Consider the following 23,760-nt stretch of genomic DNA (forward strand, 5'->3'; position numbering starts at 1 on the left):
TTCCGTTCTTTCGGCGGTGCACAACAGACTACGGGAGAACTCCCTGGCGCGACCAGCGCATCCTGCCCATAGTCAGGGAACTGGAATACGGGAGACGTCGCATGGGCAGCCTCCAGCGCCCCGAAGCGAGCCTGGACGACAAATGGGACCTGGCCGGGGAGCCGGTGGTCCTCAACGGCATCCAGGCGCTGGTGCGCCTGCCCTTGCTGCGGCGACAGCTGGATCAGGCGCTCGGCTGGAACACGGCGGGCTACATCAGCGGCTACCGCGGCTCGCCCATCGGCGGCTACGACAAGGAACTGGAGAAGCAGGCCGCCCGGCTCGCGGCCGCCGACATCGTCTTCAATCCTGGCCTGAATGAGGACCTGGCCGCCACCGCCGTATGGGGAACGCAGCAGGTGCCCCTTTCCGCCGGCGCCCGTCACGAAGGCGTCTTCGGCATCTGGTATGGCAAGGGCCCAGGCCTGGATCGCAGCGGCGACGCGCTGCGTCACGCCAATTCGGCCGGCACCTCGCCCAAGGGTGGCGTGCTCGCCCTTTCCGGCGACGACCCCTCCGCCAAATCCTCCACCGTCTCCTCGGGCTGCGAGTTCACCTTCCAGGATCTCGAGATCCCGATGCTCGACCCCGCCGAGGTGGCGGAGGTGCTGGAATACGGCGTCAAGGGCATCGCGCTGTCCCGCTTCGCCGGCACCTGGGTCGGGCTGAAATGCATCGCGGAGACGATGGACGCCGCGGCGACGCTGCGCGTCGATCCTGGCGCCTATGTCACGCAGGCCCCCAACGGCGTCGTGCTGCCGCCGGGCGGCCTGCATCTCCGCGTCCCCGATCCTTCCGCGCTGGAACAGGAAAGCCGGCTGCGCCTGTTCAAGCTGCCCGCAGCCGTCGCCTTCGCGCGCGCCAACGGCATCGACAGGCTGGTCATCGATCCGCCCGCCGCGCGCTTCGGCATCGTCGTCCGCGGCAAGGCCTTCGCCGCGCTGCGCCAGGCGCTGGCCGATGCCGGCATCACGCCAGAGATCGCCCGCCGCGGTGGCCTGCGAGTCTGGAAGGTCGGGTTAGCCTGGCCGCTGGATGCCGAAGCCGCCCGCGCCTTCGCGGAGGGGCTGGAGGAGGTTCTGGTGGTGGAGGACCGCCGCGCCTTCCTGGAGCCACAGCTGAAGACCGCGCTCTACGCCCTGGAGCGTCGCCCGCGAATCCTCGGCAAGCAGGATGAACGCGGGGCGCCGCTGCTGTCCGAGCTGGCCGAACTCGACACGGCGCAGATCCTCCGTGCCCTCGCAGCACGACTGCCGGCCGACCTGCGCACCGAGGCGCTCGCCGCCCGCATCGCCGAACTCGACGCGCAGGCCGCCGCGGCGGCGGAACCGCTTGTCATCCGGGAGCCGACCTTCTGCCCCGGCTGCCCCCACAACACCTCCACGCGGCTGCCGGAAGGCTCCCGTGCTATGGCGGGTATCGGCTGCCACTGGCTAACCACCAAGATGCCGGAGCGTCGCAGCCAACCCTTCACCCATATGGGCGGGGAAGGCGCCACCTGGCTCGGCATCGCGCCCTTCACGGAGGAGCCCCACGTCTTCGCCAATATCGGCGACGGCACCTTCAGCCATTCCGGCAGCCTGGCGCTCCGCGCCGCCGTCGCGGCCAAGGCCAACATCACCTACAAGGTCCTGGTCAATTCAGCCGTCGCCATGACCGGCGGGCAGGCGGTGGAGGGCGCGCCAGGCGTACCGCGCATCGCGGCCCAGATCCGGGCGGAGGGCGTGCAGCGCATCGCGGTCGTCGCCGACGATCCCGATCGCCACAAGGATGATCCGGAGATGCCCGCCGGCATCACCTACCACCACCGCAGCACGCTGGACGCCGTGCAGCGGGAGTTGCGCGCGGTGCCGGGCGTGACGGCCCTGATCTACGACCAGGAATGCGCGACCGAGCGCCGCCGCAAGCGCAAGCGCGGCACCGCCGCCGCCGCCGAGCGCCGCGCGGTGATCAACCCCCGGGTCTGCGAGGATTGCGGCGAATGTTCCCGCGTCTCCAACTGCATCGCGGTGGAGCCGCTGGAGACGCCCTGGGGCCGCAAGCGCAAGATCGAGCAATCCGCCTGCAACCAGGACCTGTCCTGCGTGCAGGGCTTCTGCCCGTCCTTCGTCACCTTGCTGGGCGCGGAGCCCTCCAAGCCCAAGACCCCCGCGCGGCCCGGCGAGGCACTGCCCGACCCCGTCCTGCCCCAGCCCGTGGATGGCCGTGCCTGGAACGTCATGGTGGCCGGCGTTGGCGGGCAGGGCGTGACGGCGCTGGGCGCCATCCTCGGCATGGCCGCGCATATCGATGGAAGGCCGAGCCGCAGCGTCGACACGCTCGGCTTCGCGCAGAAGGGCGGCGGCGTCTATGTGCAGCTGCGCATCGGCCAGCCCGGCACGGACGAAGCGACCATCCCCGCGCCACGCATCGGTGCCGGACAGGCGGACCTGCTGATCGCCTCCGACATGGTGGTGGCCCATGGTCGCAATGCGCGGCCGCTGCTGGGCGCGAAGCGCACCGCCGCCATCGTGAATGCTGAGCTCGCCCCCACCGCGCAATTCGTCCGCGATACCACAACCCGCTATGACGACACTGGCATGATGGCGAGCCTGGCCGCGGTGACGCGCGAGTTGCATGCGGTGAATGCGGCGACGGAGGTGACCGAAGCCTTCGGCGACGCCATCTACCTCAATATCTGGCTGCTCGGCCTGGCCTTCCAGCGCGGCCTGGTGCCGGTCTCCTCCGTGGCGATCGAACAGGCCATCCGGCTGAACGGTGCGCAGATCGAACGCAATCTTGCGGCCTTCGCGCTCGGCCGGCAGGCCGCCATCGAGGGGCGTCACGCAACGCCCCGCATGCCGGAAACGCTGGAGGCGTTGATCGCGCGGCGCGTCGCCGACCTGACCGACTACCAGGATGCGCGCTATGCGCAGCGCTATGCGGACTTCATCGCCACGGTCCGATCCGCCGAACAGGCGGCGCTTCCAGGGCAGGATCGGCTGTCCCGCGCCGTCGCCACGCAGCTGTATCGCCTGATGGCCTTCAAGGACGAATACGAGGTCGCACGGCTGCACAGCCTGCCGGCCTGGCAGACCCAACTCTCGACGCAGTTCACCGGGACACAGCGCGTCGAGATGCATCTCTCGCCACCGCTGCTGTCGAAGCTGGATCCGAATACGGGCCTGCCCGCCAAGCGCGCCTTCGGGCCCTGGATGCTGAAGGCGATGGGGCTGCTGCGGCACGGCAAGCGCCTGCGCTTCACGCCGCTCGATCCCTTCGGGCGCACGGAGGAGCGGCGGATGGAACGCGCGTTGATCGAGGAATACCGGGACGCGATCCAGGGCTTCCTGGCGCGGCTGTCGCCCGCGACGCATGGCGCGATCTGCGACTGGGCGGAAGCGGCCGCCGGCATCAAGGGGTTCGGCCCGATCAAGGCGCGCAACGTGGAAAAGACGCGTCGCGCCTGGGCCGACATCGCGGCCCGCATCGACGCCACGGCGGCAACCGCCGCCGCGGCGTGAGGCGCCTCAGTTCACGAGGGCGGTGGCCAGCCAGGGAACCAGCGCGATGACCATCAGCGCCAGGCCCATCACGGCGACGAAGGGCAGGGCGCCGGCGAAAATCGTCTCGATGCCGACGCGCGGATCGTTCAAGGTCGCTTTCACCGTGAAGACCGAGATGCCGAAGGGCGGCGTTAGCAGCCCCATCTCCACCGCGATGATGGTGATGATCCCGAAGTGGATGAGGTCGAAGCCCATGGCGGAGGCGATGGGCGCGCCGATCGGCACCATGATCAGCAGGATCGAAGTGCTGTCGAGGATCATGCCCATCAGCAGCACGATGATCACGAAGACGGTGAGGAAGCCGTAGGGGCCGAGGCCCAGATGCTCCACCATCTCGCCGATCGCCTGCGGCACGCCGGCCAGCGACAGCATGCGCGAATAGAGGCCCGCCGCGATCAGCAGGAACAGGATGGCGGCGGAAACGAGCCCCGTTTCCCGCAGCACGCGCCAGAATTTCGGCAGATCCAGCCGCCCGCGCAGCAGCGCCAGGATCAGCGCGCCCGCGGCACCCACGGCGCCCGCTTCCGTCGGCGTGAAGAAGCCGGTGTAGAGGCCGCCCAGGATCAGCACGACCAGCGCCATGATCGGCACGGACTTCACCACCATCTCGCCCGTCGGCATGGCGCGCTGGGTCAGTTCCGGCTGCGTCTGCCGCGTCATGATGCGGGTCGGGAAGAAGCTGGCGTAGATCCAGATCATGACGACGAAGCCGAGTGCGATGATCACACCAGGGATGACGCCGGCGATGAACATGTTGCCGATGGAGACTTCGGCCAGCACGCCATAGACGATCATCAGCAGGGATGGCGGGATCAGCATGCCGAGGATCGAGGAACCCGCGACCGTGCCCGCGGCGAAGCGCATGGTGTAGCCGTGCCGCACCATCTCCGGCACCGCCACCTTGGTGAAGACGGCGGCGGAGGCGATGGAGACGCCGGTGACGGCGGCGAAGACCGCATTGGCGCCGACCGTCGCCATGCCGAGCCCGCCGCGCACGCGCCGCAACAGCGCCTGCCCGACCTCGAAGGTGTCCTTGCCGATGTCGGAGATGCTGACGAGCAGGCCCATGAGGACAAACAGCGGAATGGTGGCGAAGACGTAGTCCTGGATGCCGGAATAGGTCGCGAGGGCCGTAAAGCGGAAGGCCAGTTCCGGATTCTCCCGGATCAGCCACACGCCGATGGCGCCGGTGGAGATCAGCGACAGACCGATGGGCAGGCCGAAGACGATCAGCCCGACCATCATGCCGATCAGCGCGAAGCCGATGGTGACGTCTTCCATGGCGTCAGCTCCGCGCCGGGCGCAGCGATGCCCGGATGTCATGCAGGACGAGGACGAGATAGGCGAGTGCGCCCGCCGTGCCGCCCAGCACGATCAGCGCGCGGAACGGCCAGGTGGGCACGGTGAAGATGCCCTGCACGCCGAAGAACTCGCGCGCTGCCAGCGAATTCCACACGCCCGGCCACGCGGATTGCGCCACGAAGCCCATGATCGCCGCGCCCAGCAGCATGAACAGGATCTCGATGATGCGCGCCACGCCCGGCACGCTGCGATGCAGGCGATCGATCAGGAAGTCCGCCCGCGTCATGCGCCGGTTGTAGACGGTGGCGCCGATCTGCAGGAACACGATGCCGACCACGGAATGCGCCGCGATCTCCGCCACGCCGGTGATCGGCGCATTGAGGAAGGAGCGTCCGATGACGTCGGCGCAGATCAGGCACATCAGCCCGAAGGTCCAGATCGTGCCGATCGCCGCCAGCGCATCCAGCAGCAGCCGCACCGGGTCGAAGGCTCTCGGTGCGGCGGCGGCATCCAGCGCCGCCATGTCGATATCGTCAGCCATGGCGGCGCTCCGTCAGCCCTGTCAGGCGGTGAGTTCGCGGTCCCAGTTGCGGCCCGGGGTCTGGCCGGCCTCGCGGATGGACGCGAAATAGGCGTTCAGCACGTCGCGGGAAGCGGCGCCGGAGCTGTCCGCCCAGGTCTTGGCCAGGTTCGGCAGGCCGCGGATCCAGCGATCGCGCTCCGCTGCGGGCAGGGTGGAGACGATGGCGCCCTTCTGCACCATTTCCGACTTCGCAGTCGCCACGCGATCGGAGACGTCCCGGATATGCGCGGCCGTCGAGGCCTTGCCGGCCGCGACCAGCGCGCGACGGACGATCTCGGGGTAGCGGCCGTAGCGCTGGCTGTTGACGGCGATGCCGCCGACATACATCGCGCCGAGGTCGCATTCCGTGATGTACTTCGCGACCTCATGGACCCGCGTCGGCAGGATGCCGACATAGAAGGAGAGCGCGCCCTCGATCACGCCGGTCTGGATATCGGTGTAGTAGGTGGTCAGCGCGCCATCCACCGGCGTCGCGCCCGTGCCGGACAGCCAGCCCGCGCTGGTGCCGGGTGCCGCGAGCTTGCGGTTGCGCAGATCGTCCAGGCTGCGGATCGGGAAGTTCGACCAGATGTGGTAGGTGTCGGTGATGTAGGAGCTGAGCGGGATCATGTTCAGCCCGTTCCAGTTCTGGCGGATCGCCGGAACCGTCTCGTTCATCCGCTCGAAGGCATTGGCGATCAGGCCGTGGTCGCCGGTCGCGAAGGGCGTGAAGTAGGTAACGTTCTGGAGCGGCATGGTGCTGCCTTCCCAGAGCGTGCCGACATAGCCGATGTCGGTGATGTTGTCGCGCACCGCTTCCATCGTGTCCTGGAAGCGGTAGAGCGTGCCGCCATAGGCCTCGCGCCAGTTGATGCGGTGCGTGTTGCCGTTGTCGCGAAGGAACTTGTCCACCTCCGGCTGGAACACGTTCTTCATGATGTGGATCCAGAAGTTCTGGACCGGATGGCTGGCGGCGATCTGGATGTTCAGCGCGGTCTGCGCCTGCGCGGTATTCGCGGCGAAGATCGGCAGCGCGGCACTGCCCGCGAGCAGGCTGCGGCGACGGATGGTCGTCATGTCTTTCTCTCCTCCCTGCTTGTTCAGACGGTGCCGAGCGCGCGCAGGATGCGCGCCGGCGTGAAGGGCTGTTCAGTGACGCGCGCCGATAGCGGCCGCAAAGCGTCGTTGATCGCGTTCATCAGCGCGGCCGGCGCGCCCGCGGTCCCGGCCTCGCCTGCACCCTTGGCGCCGAGCAGGCTTTCGCCGGTCGGCGTCTCGACGTGGCCGATGTGCATTTCCGGCATCTCGGCCGACATCGGCACCAGGTAGTCGGCCATCGTCGTGGTCAGCAGATTGCCCTGCTCGTCATAGACGCAGTGCTCATAGAGCGCGCCGCCAAGGCCCTGCACGATGCCGCCGCGCACCTGTTCATCGACCAGCAGCGGGTTGATCACCCGGCCGCAATCCTCGACGCACCAATGCTCCAGCAGCTTCACCATGCCGGTGTCGGTGTCCACCTCCACCCAGCTGGCCTGGATGCCGTTGGTGAAGGCGAAGGGGTAGTCCTTGGTGATGAAGTGCCGCGTCTGCACCAGCTCCCGCGGCAGGTCCTTCGGCAGCGTGTCGCCTCGGTAATAGACGATGCGGCCAAGCTCGGAGAGCGGCATGCGCTCCCGCTCCGTGTCCTTGTCCACGATCTGGCCAAGCACGATGTCGAGGCTTTCCGGCGCCGCCTGCAGCATGGCGCCGGCGACGACCAGGATCTGCTGCTTCAGCGCGATGGCGGATTGCAGCGCGGCTTCGCCCCCGATGCCCGCGCCGCGGCAGGCCCAGGTGCCGCCGCCATAGGGCGTGGTCTGGGTGTCGCCGGTGATGACCTTCACGCGTTCCAGCGGCACGCCGACGCCGTGGGCCACGATCTGGCGCAGGATACCCTCCGTCCCCTGGCCCTGCTCCGTGACGCCGGAGAGCGCGACGATGGAGCCATCGGGGTCCATGCGCACCGTCGCGCCATCCTGCGCGGAGATGCGCGCGCCGCCGATGCCGTACATGAAGGGGGAGGGGTTCGTCAGCTCGATGAAGCTGGCGAAGCCGAGGCCGCGATGGACTCCCTTTTTGCGCTGCTCCGCCTGGTCGGCGCGGATCTTCTCGACCGGCACCATCTCCAGCAGCTTCGCGAGTGCCGCGTGGTGCGACAGCCCCTCGAACCGCATGCCGGGCGGGGAGGTGTAGGGATAGGCGTCGTCGCGGATCAGGTTGCGCCGGCGCATCTCGATCGGGTCGATGCCCAGCGCCTCCGCCGCCAGGTCCACCAGCCCTTCCGTCACCGTCGTGGCGATGGGATGGCCGACGGCGCGGTACTGGCAGGTCGGCGTCTTGTTCTGGAAGACGACCGTGGTCGTGCAGCGGTAGTTCGCGAAATCGTATGGCCCGCCACAGAGGTTGACGACCTGGTTGCCCTCGATCGCGCTGGTTCGGGGATAGACGGAATAGGGGCCGATGCCGGTGCGGTCATCGATGTCGAAGGCGAGGATCTTCCCCTCGGCGTCCACCGCGATGCGGCCCTTGATACGGTGGTCGCGGGCGTGGATGTCGGAGACGAAGCTCTCGAAGCGATCGGCCACGAACTTCACCGGCCGGCCCATCGCCTTCGCCATGGCGGCGACCGCGACCTCATCCGGATAGACATGCACCTTGATGCCGAAGCTGCCACCGACATCGCGGCAGATGACGCGGACCGCGCCTTCCTCCATCCGCAGCTGCTTGGCGAAGACACCCTGCATCATGTGCGGCGCCTGCGTCGAGTGATGGACCGTCAGCGTGCCCTCGGCCTTGTTGTAGTCGGCCAGGATGCTGCGCCCTTCCAGCGTCACGCCGGTATGGCGGCCGGTCAGGAAGGTTGCCTCCACCACGCGATGCGCGGCGGCGAAGGCGGCGGCCACATCGCCCTTCTCCGCGGTGCGGGTGAAGCAGAGGTTGTCCCCCAGCGAGGGATGGATCACCACCGTATCGGGGTCGAGCGCCGTCTCGATGTCGAGTTGCGCGGGCAGGGGCTCCCACTCCACCGCCAGCGCCGCGACGCCATCCTCGGCGGCCGCGCGGCTGTCGGCGACCACGGCGACCACCGGCTCTCCTTGCCAGGTCGCGCGGTCCAGCGGCAGCGGATGCTGCTGCGCGGACTTCATGCCCTTCAGGTGATCGAGCGTCGCGACCCAGGGATCGCAGACCTTGGCGAGGTCGGCGCCGGTGAAGACGCGCACCACGCCCGGCACCTGCATCGCGGCGGCGCTGTCCACCGACAGGATGCGCGCATGCGCGTAGGGGCTGCGGAGGAAGGCGGCATGCACCAGGCGCGGCGGCTGGACGTCGTCCGTGTAGGTGGCGCGGCCCTGCACCAGCTTCGGCAGGTTGGGGCGGGGGACGGAGCGGCCGATATAGGAGTTCGGCAGGTCCTCCCGCGACAGCCCGATGGAGGCGGGGGTCGGCATGTCGTTCATCGCGCGGCTCCCCCTCGGGCCTCCAGCGTGGCCTCGACCGCGTCCACGATCGCCTGGTAGCCGGTGCAGCGGCAGTAGTTGCCCGACAGATGCTCCCGGATCTCGGCGCGCGTGGCATGCGGGTGGTGCTGCACGATGTCGGCCGCGGCCATCACCATGCCCGGCGTGCAGAAGCCGCATTGCGCGGCGTTGCGGGCGATGAAGGCGTCCTGCAGGTCGGCCATCTCCCCGCTGTCGGACAGGCCCTCGATCGTCGTGACCTCCGCGCCATCCAGGCTGGCGGCCAACACCAGGCAGCCGCGGACGATCTCGCCATCCACCCGGACCGTGCAGGCGCCGCAGACGCCGTGCTCGCAGCCCGCATGGGATCCGGTCAGGCCCAGGTCAAGGCGGAGGAAGTCGATGAGGTGACGGCGTGCTTCCACGCTGCGCGTCACGCGTTCGCCGTTCACGGTCAGGGTGATGTCCACGCGGCTGGTCATGCGGCGGCCTCCGCGGCGGGCAGGAAACGGGAGAGGGCGCGCTGCGTGAGCACGCCGGCCAGGTGGCGCTTCATCTCGGGTGGGCCATGCAGATCGGCCTGCGGGTCGAGATCCCCGGCCAGCGCGGCGCGCGCGGCCGCGATGGCGGCGGCGTCCAGGCTCCTGCCCTCCAGCGCCGCATTCGCCCGGGCCGCGAGCACCGGGCCGTTGCCGACGCCGAAATAGACGAGCCGCGGCGCGCGAATCACGCCGCCTTCCAGCCGCAGCGTCGTGGCGAGGCCGGCCATGGCGTAGTCGCCGGACCGGCGGGCGACCTCGACGATGGCGCTGCGGGAGGCGTCCGTGGCGACCGGCACCTCGACCGCCGCGATCAACTCGCCCGGCCGCAGCGCCGTCTCCAGCAACCCCGTGAAGAAGTCGCCGGCTGCCACGCGCCGTTCACCCGCTGCGGAGGCGAGCACCATCGTCGAGTCCAGCGCCACGATGCAGGCCGGCAGTTCGGCCGCCGGGTCGGCATAGGCCAGGCTGCCGCCGATGGTGCCGCGGTTGCGGATGGCGGGATGGGCGATGAAGGGCACCGCTTCCGTCAGCAGAGGCGCGTGCTGCGCGACCAGCGGATCCCGCCCCAGCTCCGCATGGCGCGTCAGCGCGCCGATCCGCAGAAGCCCGCCTTGCAGCGCGATGCCGCGGAGCGCGGCCACGCCCGTAATGTCCACCAGCAGCTTCGGTTCGGAGAGGCGGAAGGCGAGGGTGGCAAGCAGTGTCTGCCCGCCGGCCAGCAGCCGGGCGTCATCGCCGTGTTCCGCCTGGAGCCGGAACACCTCCTCCAGAGTCGATGCCCGGGCATAGCCGAAGGCCGGCCATTTCATGACGTTCGTCCCTCCGTGACCCTGCGTTGGCCGCAAGGCGGATCGCTTGTTGATCATCTGATCACCAGAAACTAGGATCATTGTCAAGCAGCGGCTTCAACTGCCGCGCGGAGGGGAGAGAAGCGTTGGACGGCGTGGTGCGACCCGGGCGTCGCCTGGAACCGCAGGCGCGGCGAGACCAGATCCTGGCTGGCGCCGTCGCCTATTTCGCGGAGGTCGGGCTCGGCGGCACGACACGCGACCTGGCGCAGCGCATCGGCATCACCCAGGCGCTGCTCTACCGCTACTTCGCCAGCAAGGCGGAGCTGGTGGAGGCGGTGTTCGAGCGTGTGTTCCTCGACCGCCTGTCACCGCACTGGAACGCGGAGATCGCTGATCGGTCGAGACCACTGGAGGAGCGGCTGCGCCACTTCTATCGCCAATACGCGGCCGCGATCTTCACCTATGAATGGATGCGCATCTTCATGTGGGCCGGCCTGGCGGGGGAGGCGCTGAACCAGCGCTACCTCTCCCGCGTCGGCGACAGCCTGCTGGCGCAGCTGCGGGACGAGATCGCGGCCGCAGGCCCCTATGGTGCGCCGGACATGGAAGCGATGTGGGCGCTGCACGGCAGCATCGTCTATCTCGGCATCCGCCGCTTCATCTACCAGCTGCCGACGCCGGACGATGTCAGTCCGGTCATCGATGAGTCGGTGGATCGCTTCCTGGCCGGCATCAGGCGGCCGCAAGCCGGATAGGACAGCTTGTCAGGGGGGGCTGGGGCACCGCGGCGGTGCGTGGCGGACAGGGTGGGATTCGAACCCACGAGACGCTTTCGCGCCTACACACTTTCCAGGCGTGCGCCTTCGACCGCTCGGCCACCTGTCCTTCGGACGCGCGTTCTAGCCAGACCGGGGCGGGGCGGCAACCCCGGCCTGCGGGAAATGCGACGGCTGATTGACGCTCCCCGCAAGGGGGTGGGACCCTTCGGTTCATGACCATATCGCCCTTCCCGCCGGGGGGTCGCCGCTGATGGCGCGGCTCTCCTTCTCCGACTACCTCGATGCCGTGCCGAAGGTGGAACTCCACCTGCACATCGCCGGCGCCATAAGGCCGGAGACGCTGGACGAACTCGCCGTGCTGAATGAGTTGCGGCTGCCGAAGCCGGCGGCGGAGCTATACCGGTTCGAGACCTTCTACGACTTCCTCGAGATCCTGCGCCTCTCGGCCCTCGCCATGGCGACGCCGCAGGATTTCGCCCGCGTCGCCTTCGAATGCATCGAGGACCTGCACCGCCACGGCAACACGCGGCATGCCGAGATCTTCTTCAACCCGCACTACGCGACGCCGACGGGGATCGGCTACCCGGAACTGGTGGATGGGCTGATCGAGGGCCTGGCCAAGGGGGAGCGCGCCTATGGCGTTTCCTCGCGCCTCATCGCCTGCATCGATCGCAGCGTCTGCCTGCCGTCGGAAGCGCTGCAGATGCTGGACTGGATGGCGCAGCATCCGCGGCCGGAGGTGGTGGGCATCGGGCTGGATGGGGCGGAGCGCGCCGGCCCGCCCCTGGTCTGGGTGGAGGCCTGGCGCCAGGCCGGCCGGGCGGGGTATCGCCGCACGGCCCATCTGTGCGAGGACAACCAGGCACCCTTCGAGGCACCGCCCGCCCATTTCACCCATTGCCGCGATGCGCTGGGCTGTGACCGGCTGGACCATGGCTACGGCATCCTGGCCGACCCGCTGGTGGTGGCGCGGGCGCGCGCGGAGCAGGTGCCCTTCACCATGGCCTGCTGGTCCGGCATGCCCTTGAACCGCGCGCCGCGCCGCCAGCGGATCAAGGCGATGCGCGAGGCCGGGCTGAACCTGGTGCTCGGCACGGACGATCCGGCGATCTTCGGCACGACCATGGGCCATTCATGGCGCACCGTCTTCGCCGATCTCGGCTGGGGCGTGGAGGAGGCACGCGCACTGTCGCTGTCCGGCGTGGAGGCAAGCTGGCTTCCCGAACCCCGTAAGGCCGCGCTGCGGGCTTCCTTCATCGAGGCGCTGGATGCGCTGGAGCGGGACCTCGATCCCGCGGACCGCACGCTCGACCTTTCCGTCACGCGCCGCTGAAACGCGAAGGGGCGGCCCCCGCGGACCGCCCCTTCCTGCAACCTTGAATCCCGAACCGGCTGCGACGTCAGGGCGCCCCGCCTTGCAGCCGCCCCGCGGCAGCCTGACGAATCAATCGGCGAACTGGCCGGCGGCCTGGATCAGGGGGCGCCACTTGGCAATGTCGGCCTGCCAGAAGGCGCGATGCGCTTCCGGTGTCGCACGCTCGATCGCGACCGGCGCGGTGCCCAGCTCGCCGAAGCGGCGGGCGATGGTCTCATCCCGCAGCGCGGAGACGAGGGAGCGGTTCAGCCGGTCGATGATCGGGCGCGGGGTGTTCCGCGGCGCATAGAGGCCGTGCCAGACGCTGACATCGAAGCCCGGCAGCCCGGCCTCGGCGGCCGTCGGCAGTTCGGGCAGGGAGGCGACGCGCGCCGGTGTCGTCACGGCGAAGGCGCGGATGGTGCCGCCGCGGATCTGCTCGGTCGTGCTGGTGGTCTGGTCGCACATCAGGTCCACCGTGCCGGCGACCAGGTCGTTCATGGCCGGGCCGGTGCCGCGATAGGGCACGGTCGTCATCGGTGCGTTGATGGCGTGCATGAAGAGCAGGCCGCAGAGGTGGCTGGCCGCGCCGATGCCGGCATTGGCGTAGTTCAGCTTTTCCCGGTCGCGCCGGATCACCTGCACGAGTTCCTGCAGGTTGTTGGCCGGGAAGTTGCGCCGGGCGACGAGGGTCATCGGCACGTCGGTGACGAGGCCCACCGTCTCGAACCCGTTGATCGGGTCATAGGCCACGCGGCGGTAGAGCGTCGGGATGGTGGCCATGCCGATGTGGTGCAGCAGGATGGTGTAGCCATCCGGACGCGCCTGCGCGACGCGCTGCGCGCCCAGCGTGCCGCCGGCACCGCCGACATTCTCCACCACCACGGGCTGGCCGATCTCATTGCCCATGGTCTGGGCGATGAGGCGCCCCACCGTGTCCGTCGGGCCGCCGGCCGCGAAGGGGATGATCATGGTAATGGGGCGGGTGGGGTAGGGGGCCTGGGCCAGGGCCGGGGCGGACAGCAGCGCCGCTGCCGCCAGGCCCATCAGGGCGCGCTTGCCGGTTTCGAACATTCTCTTGCTTCTCCCTTGGAAGTCACGTTGCCGCCCTGCGCAGGGTCCGATCGGACCACTGCGTTACTGATCTAGATGGGGCAAGGCGGCGTCAAGCCGGATTCAACGGCCCCGAAGGGCTGTGATCGCGGTCAGGCATCCATCTTGAGCGCAGCGATGAAGGCGCTCTGCGGGATCTCCACCTTGCCGAACTGCCGCATGCGCTTCTTGCCCTCCTTCTGCTTGTCGAGGAGCTTGCGCTTGCGGCTGATGTCGCCGCCATAGCACTTGGCGGTGACGTCCTTGGACATGGCGCTGATCGTCTCGCGCGCGATGACGCGGCCGCCGATCGCGGCCTGGATGGGGATCTTGAAGAGCTGGCGCGGGATCAGCTCCTTCAGCTTCTCGCAGATCTGGCGGCCGCGGCGATCCGCCTGGCTGCGATGCGCCATGAAGGACAGCGCGTCCACCGGCTCCGCATTCACCAGGATGGAGATCTTCACCAGGTCGCCGGCGACGTAGTCGTCCACCGTGTAGTCGAAGCTGGCATAGCCGCGGCTGATGGACTTCAGCCGGTCGTAGAAGTCGAAGACCACCTCGTTCAGCGGCAGGCGATAGACGGCCATGGCGCGGGCGCCGACATAGGTCAGCTCCAGCTGCTGCCCGCGGCGTTCGCTGCACAGCGTCAGCACCGGGCCGAGATACTCGTCCGGCACCATGATCGTCGCCTTGATCCAGGGCTCCTCGATCTCGTCGATCACGGAGGGGTCCGGCATGTCGGCGGGGTTGTGCAGTTCGCTGACCTGGCCGTTGGTGCGGCGGATCTTGTAGACGACGGAAGGCGCCGTCGCGATGAGGTCGAGGTCGAATTCGCGCGACAGGCGCTCCTGCACGATCTCGAGGTGCAGCAGGCCGAGGAAGCCGCAGCGATAGCCCATGCCGAGCGCCGCGCTGTGCTCGGCCTCGTAGTGGAAGCTGCTGTCGTTGAGGCGCAGCTTGGCGACGCTCTCCCGCAGCTTCTCGAAATCATCGGCATCGACGGGGTAGAGGCCGCACCACACCACGGGCACGCTGGGCTTGAAGCCGGGCAGGGCCTCGCTGGCGGGGTTGCGATCTTCCGTGAGCGTGTCGCCGACATTGGTGTCGGCCACCGTCTTGATGGCGGCGGTGACGTAGCCCATCTCGCCGGGGCTGAGGTAATCGACCGGCACCATCTTCGGCGTGAAGACGCCGACCTGCTCCACCGTATGGGTGGAGCCGTTCGACATCATGCGGATCTTCTGGCCCTTGCGCAGGACGCCGTCCTTGATGCGCACCAGCACGACGACGCCGAGATAGGCGTCGTACCAGCTATCCACCAGCAGCGCCTTCAGCGGCGCGTTGGGGTTGCCGGCGGGCGCGGGCAGGCGCGTCACGATCGCTTCCAGCACGCCCTCGATGTTCAGGCCAGTCTTGGCGCTGATCATCACGGCGTCGGAGGCATCGATGCCGATCACATCCTCGATCTGCTGCTTCACCCGGTCGGGCTCGGCCGCCGGCAGGTCGATCTTGTTGAGGACGGGGACGATCTCGTGGTTCGCGTCGATCGCCTGGTAGACATTGGCGAGCGTCTGCGCCTCCACGCCCTGGGAGGCATCGACGACGAGCAGGCTGCCCTCGCAGGCCGCGAGCGACCGGCTGACCTCATAGGCGAAGTCCACGTGGCCGGGCGTGTCCATCAGGTTCAGCGTGTAGGTCAGCCCGTCCTGCGCCTTGTAGGCCAGGCGGACGGTCTGCGCCTTGATGGTGATGCCGCGCTCCCGCTCCAGCTCCATGTTGTCGAGGAGCTGTTCCTTCATGTCGCGCAGCGCGACCGTGCCGGTGTTCTGGATCAGCCGGTCGGCGAGCGTCGATTTCCCATGGTCGATATGGGCGATGATGGAGAAGTTGCGGATGCGGTCGAGGGGTACGTCGGTCATGGGGGGCCTGCGGGTTTGAGGCTCACATAGGGGTTGTGGGGCGCCCTGGAAAGCTTTGCGTCAAGCGCGGTTCAGCAAGGGCCGCAGCTTCAGCATCGCGACCGCCCCCAGCAGCGGCCCCGGCGCCAGCACCGCGAAGGCCCAGTCCCAGCCGAGCCAGCCGACCGCGGCCGGCACCAGGAAGATGGTGAGGGCCGTCAGCAGGAAGCCGAGGCTGGTCTGCACCGTCAGCATGGTGCCGACATAGTCGGGCGGGGAGAGCGTGACCACGCAGGCCGAGAACTGCGCCGAATCCGCCACCACCGCGAAGCCCCAGACCAGCGCGAGGGCCAGCACCACCGCCGGGCCGAGCGCCGTGGCCGGCCCCGCCAGCAGGGCGCAGGCGCCGGAGACCAGCATGGCGAGGGCGGCGACGCTCGCCCGGTTCCAGCGATCCGCCAGCAGCCCCGCGGCGACGCAGCCCAGCGCGCCGCAGGCCACCACGGCGAAGGTCCAGGGGCCAGCCTGGCCTCCCAGCACGCCCGCCAGGAACAGCCCGACCCAGGCCCACATGGCATAGAGCTCCCACATATGGCCGAGATAGCCGAGGTTCGCGAGGCGCAACCCCTTGTTCCGCCAGGCCTCCAGCGCCTGGGCGGGCCGGAAGGGCGGGCGCGTGCCCATGATCGGGCCGGGCCGGAAGGCGAGGATCAGCAGCCCCCCCGCCGCCGCCAGCACCCCCGCACCGAGATAGGCGGCCTGCCAGCCGAGGCCTGTGAGCAGCGTCGGCGCCAGGTGCGGCAGGGCGGAGCCCAGCGTCACGGCGCCGACCAGCAGCCCGATCAGCAGGCCGAGATCGCCTTTCGCCCAGCTCGCCGCCAGCTTCATCCCCACGGGATAGACCCCGGCCATCGCCGCGCCCGCCAGGAAGCGCAGCACCAGCGCCAGGAAGCCGGAGGGCTCGACCGTCGTCTGCGCCAGCGTGACCGCGGAGGCGAGCAGCGCCGAGGCCAGGAACAGGCGCCGCGGGTCCCGCCGGTCCGCCAGCGACAACACCGCCGAGACCAGCGTCCCCACAACGAATCCCAGCTGGACCGCCATGGTGAGGCTGCCGGCGCGGGCGGGCGCGATCAGCCCCTCCGCGATCAAGCGCGGCACGGCCGCGGTGCCCGCGAACCAGACGGAGAGCACCAGCACCACCGCCAGGCAGAGCACCGCCAGGTGCCGCGCCTTGCCCTCTCCCTCCATCGCCGCCGTCCCGCTTCCGCCCATGCTGGCAGGGTGGCGCAGAACGCCGCCGCCGTCAGGCCCGGCGGGACGCTTGCCTGACCCCCTGAATTATTTTACCAAAGAGTTCAGTATTCGGGAAAGCAGGCCATGTCCGTCCAACCCTACCTCTTCTTCGAGGGACGCTGCGAGGAGGCACTCGCCTTCTATCGCGCCGCGCTGGGCGCCGAGGTCACGGCGATGATGCGATTCCGCGACAACCCGGACGGCATGTATGGCCCGCCGGGGTCGGAGGAGAAGGTGATGCACGCGGAGATGCGGATCGGCGATGCCGTCGTCATGGCCTCCGACGGCGGTTGCACCCAGGCCACCCAGTTCAGCGGCTTCGGCCTGGCCGTCGGGCTGCCCGATGCGGCCACGCTGGACCGTCACTTCGCCGCGCTGTCGGAGGGTGGGGAGGTGCGGATGCCGCCGGCGCAGACCTTCTTCTCTCCGCGCTTCGGCATCGTGGCCGACCGCTTCGGGGTGCAGTGGATGCTGATGGTGGCGGCATGACCGCCCCTATTCGATCCGCGCCCCGCTGATCTGCACCATCTCCGCCCAGCGCGGCCGGTCCGCCAGGATGCGGGCGCGCACGGCGGCGGGCTCCACGGGCGGCAGGGACAGCAGCCCGTTCTGCCGCAGCCGGTCCTCCAGCCCCGGATGGGTATTGGCGCGGCGGAACAGCTCCACCGTCCGCGCCTGAAGCTCCGGCGGCAGGCCGGCGGGGCCGGAAAGCACGTTCCAGCTCTGCAGGTCGAGGTCGCCGATGCCGAGATCGGCAAAGTCCCCCATGCCCGGGATGTCCGGCAGGAAGGGCACCCTCTCCCGCGACCCCACCGCCAGCGCCCGCAGCGTGCCGGCCGCGACATGCGGCAGCAGGGCCGGCATGAAGTCGAAGGCCATGTCGATGGTGCCGGACAGCAGGTCGTTCAGCGCCGGCGCGCCGCCGCGATAGGGCACGACCGTGATGGCGGCGCCGGCGCGCCGCGCGATGGTCGCCGTCAGCAGGTGGGACGCGCCACCACTGCTCGCCGCGCCATTCGTCAACTCGTTCCCCGGCCGCTTCGCCCATTCCACCAGGGCGCGGAAATCCGTCCAGCCCCTCTCCCGCGCCCGCCGTTCCTGCACCACGCAGAGCACGGTGCTGGTGACGACGCTGGTGATCGCCGTCACGTCCCGGTCCACGTCCAGCGGCATGCGCGGCATCATGGCGGGCAGCGAGGTGAACATGGTGATGCTGAAGAGGCCCGTCGTGAGCCCATCCGGCGGCGCCTTGGCGACCACGTCCATCGCCAGCAGGCCATTCGCGCCGCTCCGATTCTCCACCACGACGGCCTGGCCGGAGGTGGCCTGGATCGCCTCTCCATACAGGCGCGCGATGGTGTCGGACTGCCCGCCTGGCGGGTTCGGCACGATCAGGCGCATCGGCCGGCTGGCGGAGATCTGACCCAGCGCCGGGACGGCGAGGGGCAGGGTGCCAAGGGGCAGGGCGGCGGCGAGCAGCGTGCGGCGGAGGATCATGCCGAAAGGCTAGCAACCGCCGTTGCGTGGCCGGAAGGCCATGAATCCTTCACGCCGCCGTCATCAGGGCCCGGGGTGCCTTCCACGCATGCAACGGTTCTAGGATGCGCCCACCATCACAGCAGGAAGCCGGACCATGCCGAAGCAGGGCGTCATCTCCAACCAGGTGTTCAAGGGCAGCCGCCCCTTTCCGCATGCCACCATCGCGGGCGGCTTCATGTTCGTCTGCTTCACCGGGCGTGACCGCGAAGGCCGCTTCGCCATCGGCGACGTCCGCGCCCAGACGCAGCAATGCATCGACAACATCCGCACCGTCATCGAGGAAGCCGGCGGCAGCCTGAAGGACGTGGTGAAGTGCACGGTCTACGTCACGGACCGCGCGAACTGGGAACCGATGAACGAGGTCTACTTCGCCAATTTCGCGGAGGACGGGCCGCACCGCGTCTCCTGCATCGTCACGGGGCTCGGCTCGCCGGACTGCCTCGTGGAGATCGACGCCACGGCCTATCTCGGCGACAAGGCGGGTTGAGTTACATATCGTCGATATATCTTACTTGAAGGCGTCGATCGGACTTCGATATATCGGACTTCAGATATATCGGAGTTCAATCGGAGACGCCATGTTCCATCACCATCACCGCCATGAGGGCCGGCGCTTCGGCCATGGCTTCGGTCGCGAGGGCGGCCACGGCCCGCACCATCACCGCCGCGGCGGCTTCGGCGGGCGCATGTTCGGCCAGGGCGATCTGCGCCTGGTCATCCTGGCACTGATCGCGGAGAAGCCGCGCCACGGCTACGAGATCATCAAGGCCATCGAGGACCGCCTGGCCGGCACCTATTCGCCCAGCCCCGGCGTCATCTACCCCACGCTGACCCTGATGGAGGAGATCGGCCAGGTCACCGCCGCCATGGAAGGCAGCCGCAAGCTCTACACCCTGACGCCGGAAGGCGAGCAGGCGCTGGCGGAGAACCGCGCCGTGGTGGACTCGATCCTCGCCCGGATGACCCAGGCCGGCGGCGAGGAGGGCGTCGCCGCCACGCTGCAGATCCGCCGCGCCATGGAGAACCTGAAGCTCGCGCTGCGCATGCGCATGGGCCAGGGGCCGATCGATGCCGCGCATCGCCAGCGCATCGCGGATGCCATCGATGCCGCGGCCCGCGTGGTGGAGCAGGGGTGAGCGCCATGATGACGATCGCCCGCGTCGAGACCGAGACGCCGGCCCGCACCATGGGCCAGCTCTGCAAGCATTTCGGCCACCGCATTCCGACCAGTCATGACGAGCGCCAGGGCCGCATCGAGTTCACCGAGGCGCTGTGCGAGCTGGAAGCGCAGGAAGGCACGCTGGTCCTGCGCCTTACCGCCACCGATGAGGCGGTGATGGCGCGGATGCAGAAGGTGGTGGCCGACCACCTGCTGCGTTTCGCCTTCCGCGACCCGCCGCAGGTGGTCTGGCAGCCGGCCTAGCCGCGCAGCGTCGCCCCCGTCGCCTTGGTGACGGCGGCGACGATCTTCTGGCTCGCGGCCTCGATCTCCGCATCCGTCAGCGTCCGCTCGCGCGGCTGCAGCGTGACCTGGATGGCCAGGCTCACCTTGCCCTCCGCCACCTTGTCGCCGGCATAGCGGTCGAACAGCACGGCCTCCGTCACCAGCGCCTTGTCGGCGTTGCGGGCGGCGCGGAGTACTGCGTCGGCGGCCACGCCGGCATCGACCAGGAAGGCGAAGTCGCGCCGCAGCGGCTGGAAGGCCGGCAGGTCGGGCACCGACTTCTTGCGGCGCTTGGGATCGGGGATGGCGTCGAGGAACACCTCAAAGGCCACGGCCGGGCCGGCCAAGCCGATCTCCCGCCGGAGCTTCGGATGCAGCTCCCCGAAGGTCGCCAGCACCACCTTCGGGCCCTGGCGCACCACGCCCGACCGGCCGGGGTGGTAGAAGCCCGGCGCATCGGTGGTGACGGAGACGGCGGCCATCGGCACGCCGAGCGCCGCCAGCACCGCCAGCGCATCGCCCTTGGCATCCATCGCATCGACGGGCCGCGCCGGCGCCGCCCAGTTCGGCGCCGTCTCGCCGGCGCGCAGCCCCGCGGCGACGGCCAGCTGGCTGCTGCCCGCGGCGGGGTCGCGATAGGCGCCACCGATCTCGGCCAGGCCCACATCCGCGAAGCCCCGCGCCGCGTTGCGCGCCGCGGCCAGGGCGAGGGAGGCCACCGGCGTCGGCCGCATCTGGTCGAGGTCGCTGGCGATGGGGTTCTCCAGGTGGAGATTGTCCGGCGTCTCGCCGAACAGCGCCGCCTGCTCCTTGGCCAGGAAGCCATAGGTCACGCAATCCAGCAGCCCGCGCGCGGCCAGCACGCGGCGGGCCAGCGCCGCGCGGGACTGCTTCGCGGAGAGCGCCGGGCGCGGCACCGGGCTCGCCACGGGCAGCGAGACGGCCGGCACGGCATCCAGCCCGCCGAGGCGCAGCACCTCCTCGACCAGGTCGCATTCCGGCTCGATGGCGGCGCAGCCCTCGGCGGCGGCCTGGGCGCGGGCGGCGGGCAGGGAGGGGTCCTGCGCCAGCGCGCCATGGCCCGCGATGTCGTTCCGCCAGGGCGGCACGGCGACCGTGACCGACGCCTCGTCCCGCTTCACCGGGCAGAAGCCGAGCCGCGTCAGCCGCTCCACCGCCAGGTCGGGCGCGATGTCGAGGCCACCGAGTTCCTTCACGCGGGCGAAGCGCAGCGTCGCCTCCCGTGCCCAGGCGGGCTCGGCGCCGGCGGCGGAGACCTCGGAGGCCTCGCCGCCGCACAGCTCCATGATCATCCGCGTCGCGGCATCCAGCGCCTTGGGCAGCAGCGAGGGATCGATGCCGCGTTCGAAGCGCGACCGCGCATCGGTGCGGACGTCATGCCGGCGACCGGAGAGCGCGATGCGCACGGGGTCGAAGAGCGCGCATTCGATGAAGCATTCGGTCGTGGCCTCGTCGCAGCCGGAATGCTCGCCGCCGATGACACCGCCCAGCGCTTCCACGCGCGCTTCGTCGGCGATGACGCCATCCTCGCTGGTCAGCGCGTAGGTCTTGCCGTTCAGTGCCAGCAATTCCTCGCCATCCTTCGCCATGCGCATGGCGAGCGTGGTGCCCGCGACCTTCGACGTGTCGAAGACATGCAGCGGGCGGCCGACGGCGAAGGTGAAGAAGTTGGTGACGTCCACCAGCGCGTTGATCGGGCGCAGCCCGATCGCCACCAGCCGGTCCTGCAGCCATTGAGGGCTCGGCCCGTTCTTCACGCCGCGAACGGCGCGGCCGAGGACCCAGCTGCAGGCGCGCGGATCCTCGATGCGCCAGGTGAGCGGGGAGGGATAGCTGGCCGCGACGGGCTCGACCTCCCACGGCTTCAGCGTGCCGAGGCCCGCTGCCGCCAAATCCCGCGCGATGCCGCGGACGGAGAGCGCGTCGCCGCGATTCGGCGTGACCTTGATCTCAATGATCGGATCATCGAGGCCGGCGTAATCGACATAGCGCGCGCCGACGGGCGCATCCGCCGGCAGGTCCACGATGCCGCTGTGGTCGTCGCCGAGCCCCATCTCCCGCGACGACAGCATCATCGCTTCCGATTTCACGCCGCGGATTTCCCCCACTTTCAGCGTGATGCCGGTGCCGGGGATGAAGGCGCCGGGCAGCGCGGCCACGCCGACCATGCCGGTGCGCGCATTGGGCGCGCCGCAGACGACGGAGTATTCCTTTCCATCGCCGAGATCGACGCGCAGTGCGCGCAGGCGATCGGCGTTGGGGTGCTGCGTCGCCTCGATGACACGCGCGATGCGGAAGCCGGAAAGGGCGGCCGCGCGATCCTCGATGCCCTCCACCTCGATCCCGATGGCGGAGAGGGTGGTGCTGATCTGGTCGAGCGTGGCCTCGGTCTCGAGGTGCTCACGCAGCCAGCTCATCGTGAACTTCATGAGGTCAGATCCCCTCGTGCAGGGAGGCGGGGGCGAGCGGGTCCGCGGCGTAATGGCGCAGCCAGCGGAGGTCGCTTTCGTAGAAGGGGCGGAGGTCCGGCATGCCGTGCTTCAGCATGGTGATGCGCTCGATCCCCATGCCGAAGGCGAAGCCCTGCCATTCGCGGGGGTCGAGCCCGCAATTGGCCAGCACCTTCGGGTGCACCATGCCGCTGCCCAGGATTTCCAGCCAGTCGCCGCCGCCGCCGAGTTCGCCGGTCTTCCGGTTCCAGCCGATGTCCACTTCCATGCTGGGCTCGGTGAACGGGAAGTAGGAGGAGCGGAAGCGCACCGGCAGGTCGCTGATTCCGAAGAAGCTGCGCAGGAAATCGATGAGGCAGCCCTTGAGGTGGCCGAGCGTGATGCCGCGGTCGATCACCAGCCCCTCCACCTGGTGGAACATGGGGCTGTGCGTCGCGTCATGGTCGGCGCGGTAGGTGCGGCCGGGGGCGATGATGCGGATGGGCGGCGCCTCGCCCAGCATGGTGCGGATCTGCAAGGGCGAGGTCTGGGTGCGCAGCACGCGGCGATGGCCGTTGGCATCCGTGCCCGGCATGTAGAAGGTGTCGTGGTCCTGCCGCGCCGGGTGGTGGTCCGGGATGTTGAGCGCGCCGAAATTGTGCCAGTCGCTCTCGATGTCCGGGCCTTCGACGACCTTGAAGCCCATGGAGCCGAAGATCGCGGTCAGTTCCTCGATCGTGCGGCTGATCGGGTGGATGCCGCCATCCGCCGAGGTGCCGGCGGCGAAGGGGCGGGGCGGCAGGGAGACGTCGATGCGCTCCGCCTTCAGCCGCGCATCGAGCGCCGCTTCCTCCAGGCTCGCGCGGCGGGATTCGAGCAGCGCCTCGATCTCGTTCTTCAGGCGGTTGAGCGCCGCGCCGCGTTCCTTGCGGGCCTCGGCGGGCACCTGGCCCAGGCCCTTCAGCAGGCCGGAGAGGCTGCCGGACTTGCCGAGCACCGCGACGCGCACGGCATCCAGCGCGCGAAGATCGGCGGCGCCGGCAAGGGCGGCCTCGGTCTCGGCCCGCAGGGCGGAAAGGTCGTCCGTCTCAGTCATGATGCTGGCTTTCCTGCATGGGGGCCCGCGAGGCGCTCTCGCAAGATCGGCGCGGGCGGCAAGAGGTAGAGGCTGCCGACCAGTTCGTCCAAGGTCAGCGGACAGTGTTGAACGAGGTCACCCAGCCGTCCTCCCCAGGGGGAGCTTCGCGGCTCGTCCGGCGTGACAAGGTGCCCGGTGATGCGGCCCAAGGCCGATGATGTGTTCGCTCGCTCGATCATGCACCCGACCCGGCGCATCGCGTCGAGCCAGAGCGCATCGAGATCATGCTCGACCAGCGGTCGCATCGCGGCTTTGAAGCGCTGATCGAGGTCGCTCGCCACATAGAAAAGATCGTCCAGCGTCCTCCATGGATCCGCGTCGGGATTCGTGGCGAACCATTCGATCAGCACTTCCATGAGCTCCGTGAGTCTCTCACGGGCGAACAGCACGTCCTCTGCCTCGGCATCGTTGCTCATCGTCGCACCCGGATACGAAAAAGGCCGCCCCCTGCCGGGAGCGGCCCTCTTGTCTTCGATCAACCCGATGCCCGGAAGG

General features: G+C 69.4%; 20 protein-coding genes and 1 tRNA gene. 7 read left to right on the plus strand and 14 right to left on the minus strand.

The window, feature by feature from the left end; all coding sequences use genetic code 11:
- The first annotated feature begins 101 nt into the window (after positions 1-101).
- A complete protein-coding gene (locus G3576_RS08805) occupies positions 102-3,542 on the plus strand; it encodes an indolepyruvate ferredoxin oxidoreductase family protein (RefSeq protein WP_164694019.1) in 3,441 nt (1,146 codons plus the stop codon).
- Positions 3,543-3,548: 6 nt separating this feature from the next.
- Here the strand turns inward: G3576_RS08805 and G3576_RS08810 are convergent, their stop codons facing one another.
- Genes G3576_RS08810 through G3576_RS08835 form a run of 6 tightly spaced genes read right to left on the minus strand, consistent with a single transcriptional unit; the run spans position 3,549 to position 10,296 of the window.
- Positions 3,549-4,865, minus strand: a complete 1,317-nt coding sequence (locus G3576_RS08810; RefSeq protein WP_164694020.1) for a TRAP transporter large permease — start codon at positions 4,863-4,865, stop codon at positions 3,549-3,551.
- 4 nt (positions 4,866-4,869) lie between these two features.
- Positions 4,870-5,427 carry a TRAP transporter small permease subunit gene (locus tag G3576_RS08815; protein ID WP_164694021.1) on the minus strand — a complete coding sequence of 186 codons (558 nt, stop codon included), beginning with the start codon at positions 5,425-5,427 and terminating at the stop codon, positions 4,870-4,872.
- Between the two features lie 21 nt (positions 5,428-5,448).
- Complete coding sequence (locus G3576_RS08820; RefSeq protein WP_164694022.1) at positions 5,449-6,525, minus strand: C4-dicarboxylate TRAP transporter substrate-binding protein; 1,077 nt, start codon at positions 6,523-6,525, stop codon at positions 5,449-5,451.
- 23 nt (positions 6,526-6,548) lie between these two features.
- The gene (locus tag G3576_RS08825) at positions 6,549-8,945 is read right to left on the minus strand and encodes a xanthine dehydrogenase family protein molybdopterin-binding subunit (protein ID WP_164694023.1); all 2,397 of its coding nucleotides are present in this window, start codon (positions 8,943-8,945) and stop codon (positions 6,549-6,551) included.
- A complete protein-coding gene (locus G3576_RS08830) occupies positions 8,942-9,427 on the minus strand; it encodes a (2Fe-2S)-binding protein (RefSeq protein WP_164694024.1) in 486 nt (161 codons plus the stop codon). Before G3576_RS08830 ends, G3576_RS08825 begins: the two co-directional genes overlap by 4 nt.
- Positions 9,424-10,296 (minus strand): FAD binding domain-containing protein, encoded by an 873-nt coding sequence (locus tag G3576_RS08835; RefSeq protein WP_164694025.1) that lies wholly within the window; start codon positions 10,294-10,296, stop codon positions 9,424-9,426. The genes G3576_RS08830 and G3576_RS08835 overlap by 4 nt, the downstream gene beginning before the upstream one ends.
- A gap of 134 nt (positions 10,297-10,430) precedes the next feature.
- Between G3576_RS08835 and G3576_RS08840 the strand changes: the two genes are divergently transcribed.
- Positions 10,431-11,033, plus strand: a complete 603-nt coding sequence (locus G3576_RS08840) for a TetR/AcrR family transcriptional regulator (protein ID WP_328728912.1) — start codon at positions 10,431-10,433, stop codon at positions 11,031-11,033.
- A 40-nt stretch (positions 11,034-11,073) separates the two neighbouring features.
- On the opposite strand, the gene G3576_RS08845 is transcribed toward G3576_RS08840, so the two are convergent.
- Positions 11,074-11,163, minus strand: a tRNA-Ser gene (locus G3576_RS08845).
- A 144-nt stretch (positions 11,164-11,307) separates the two neighbouring features.
- Here G3576_RS08845 and add point away from each other — a divergent pair.
- Positions 11,308-12,390: an adenosine deaminase gene (add, locus tag G3576_RS08850; protein ID WP_164694027.1), complete on the plus strand. Its 1,083-nt coding sequence runs from the start codon at positions 11,308-11,310 to the stop codon at positions 12,388-12,390.
- 111 nt (positions 12,391-12,501) lie between these two features.
- On the opposite strand, the gene G3576_RS08855 is transcribed toward add, so the two are convergent.
- From G3576_RS08855 to G3576_RS08865, 3 genes are all read right to left on the minus strand, one after another.
- Positions 12,502-13,485: a tripartite tricarboxylate transporter substrate-binding protein gene (locus G3576_RS08855; RefSeq protein ID WP_164694028.1), complete on the minus strand. Its 984-nt coding sequence runs from the start codon at positions 13,483-13,485 to the stop codon at positions 12,502-12,504.
- 131 nt (positions 13,486-13,616) lie between these two features.
- A complete protein-coding gene (lepA, locus tag G3576_RS08860) occupies positions 13,617-15,422 on the minus strand; it encodes a translation elongation factor 4 (RefSeq protein ID WP_164694029.1) in 1,806 nt (601 codons plus the stop codon).
- Positions 15,423-15,482: 60 nt separating this feature from the next.
- Positions 15,483-16,649: an MFS transporter gene (locus G3576_RS08865; protein ID WP_164694030.1), complete on the minus strand. Its 1,167-nt coding sequence runs from the start codon at positions 16,647-16,649 to the stop codon at positions 15,483-15,485.
- Positions 16,650-16,778: 129 nt separating this feature from the next.
- On the opposite strand from G3576_RS08865, the gene G3576_RS08870 reads away from it, so the two are divergent.
- Positions 16,779-17,183, plus strand: a complete 405-nt coding sequence (locus G3576_RS08870; protein ID WP_164694031.1) for a VOC family protein — start codon at positions 16,779-16,781, stop codon at positions 17,181-17,183.
- A 6-nt stretch (positions 17,184-17,189) separates the two neighbouring features.
- Here the strand turns inward: G3576_RS08870 and G3576_RS08875 are convergent, their stop codons facing one another.
- Positions 17,190-18,191, minus strand: a complete 1,002-nt coding sequence (locus tag G3576_RS08875) for a Bug family tripartite tricarboxylate transporter substrate binding protein (RefSeq protein ID WP_164694032.1) — start codon at positions 18,189-18,191, stop codon at positions 17,190-17,192.
- 136 nt (positions 18,192-18,327) lie between these two features.
- Between G3576_RS08875 and G3576_RS08880 the strand changes: the two genes are divergently transcribed.
- From G3576_RS08880 to G3576_RS08890, 3 genes are all read left to right on the plus strand, one after another.
- Positions 18,328-18,720, plus strand: coding sequence for a RidA family protein (locus G3576_RS08880; protein WP_164694033.1), 393 nt, complete (start codon positions 18,328-18,330; stop codon positions 18,718-18,720).
- A gap of 91 nt (positions 18,721-18,811) precedes the next feature.
- Positions 18,812-19,369, plus strand: a complete 558-nt coding sequence (locus G3576_RS08885; protein ID WP_164694034.1) for a PadR family transcriptional regulator — start codon at positions 18,812-18,814, stop codon at positions 19,367-19,369.
- Positions 19,370-19,374: 5 nt separating this feature from the next.
- Positions 19,375-19,656: a DUF2218 domain-containing protein gene (locus G3576_RS08890; RefSeq protein ID WP_164694035.1), complete on the plus strand. Its 282-nt coding sequence runs from the start codon at positions 19,375-19,377 to the stop codon at positions 19,654-19,656.
- Here the strand turns inward: G3576_RS08890 and pheT are convergent.
- The 3 genes from pheT to G3576_RS08905 are packed head-to-tail and all read right to left on the minus strand — an operon-like array spanning position 19,653 to position 23,681.
- The gene (gene pheT / locus G3576_RS08895; RefSeq protein ID WP_164694036.1) at positions 19,653-22,127 is read right to left on the minus strand and encodes a phenylalanine--tRNA ligase subunit beta; all 2,475 of its coding nucleotides are present in this window, start codon (positions 22,125-22,127) and stop codon (positions 19,653-19,655) included. The two genes, G3576_RS08890 and pheT, sit on opposite strands and share 4 nt — an antisense overlap.
- 4 nt (positions 22,128-22,131) lie before the next feature.
- Entirely contained in the window at positions 22,132-23,223 is a 1,092-nt protein-coding gene (gene pheS, locus G3576_RS08900) for a phenylalanine--tRNA ligase subunit alpha (RefSeq protein WP_164694037.1), read from the minus strand.
- Positions 23,220-23,681 carry a hypothetical protein gene (locus G3576_RS08905; RefSeq protein WP_164694038.1) on the minus strand — a complete coding sequence of 154 codons (462 nt, stop codon included), beginning with the start codon at positions 23,679-23,681 and terminating at the stop codon, positions 23,220-23,222. The genes pheS and G3576_RS08905 overlap by 4 nt, the downstream gene beginning before the upstream one ends.
- Positions 23,682-23,760: the final 79 nt, after the last annotated feature.

Source organism: Falsiroseomonas algicola (genome assembly GCF_011040385.1).
Lineage (GTDB): Bacteria > Pseudomonadota > Alphaproteobacteria > Acetobacterales > Acetobacteraceae > Falsiroseomonas > Falsiroseomonas algicola.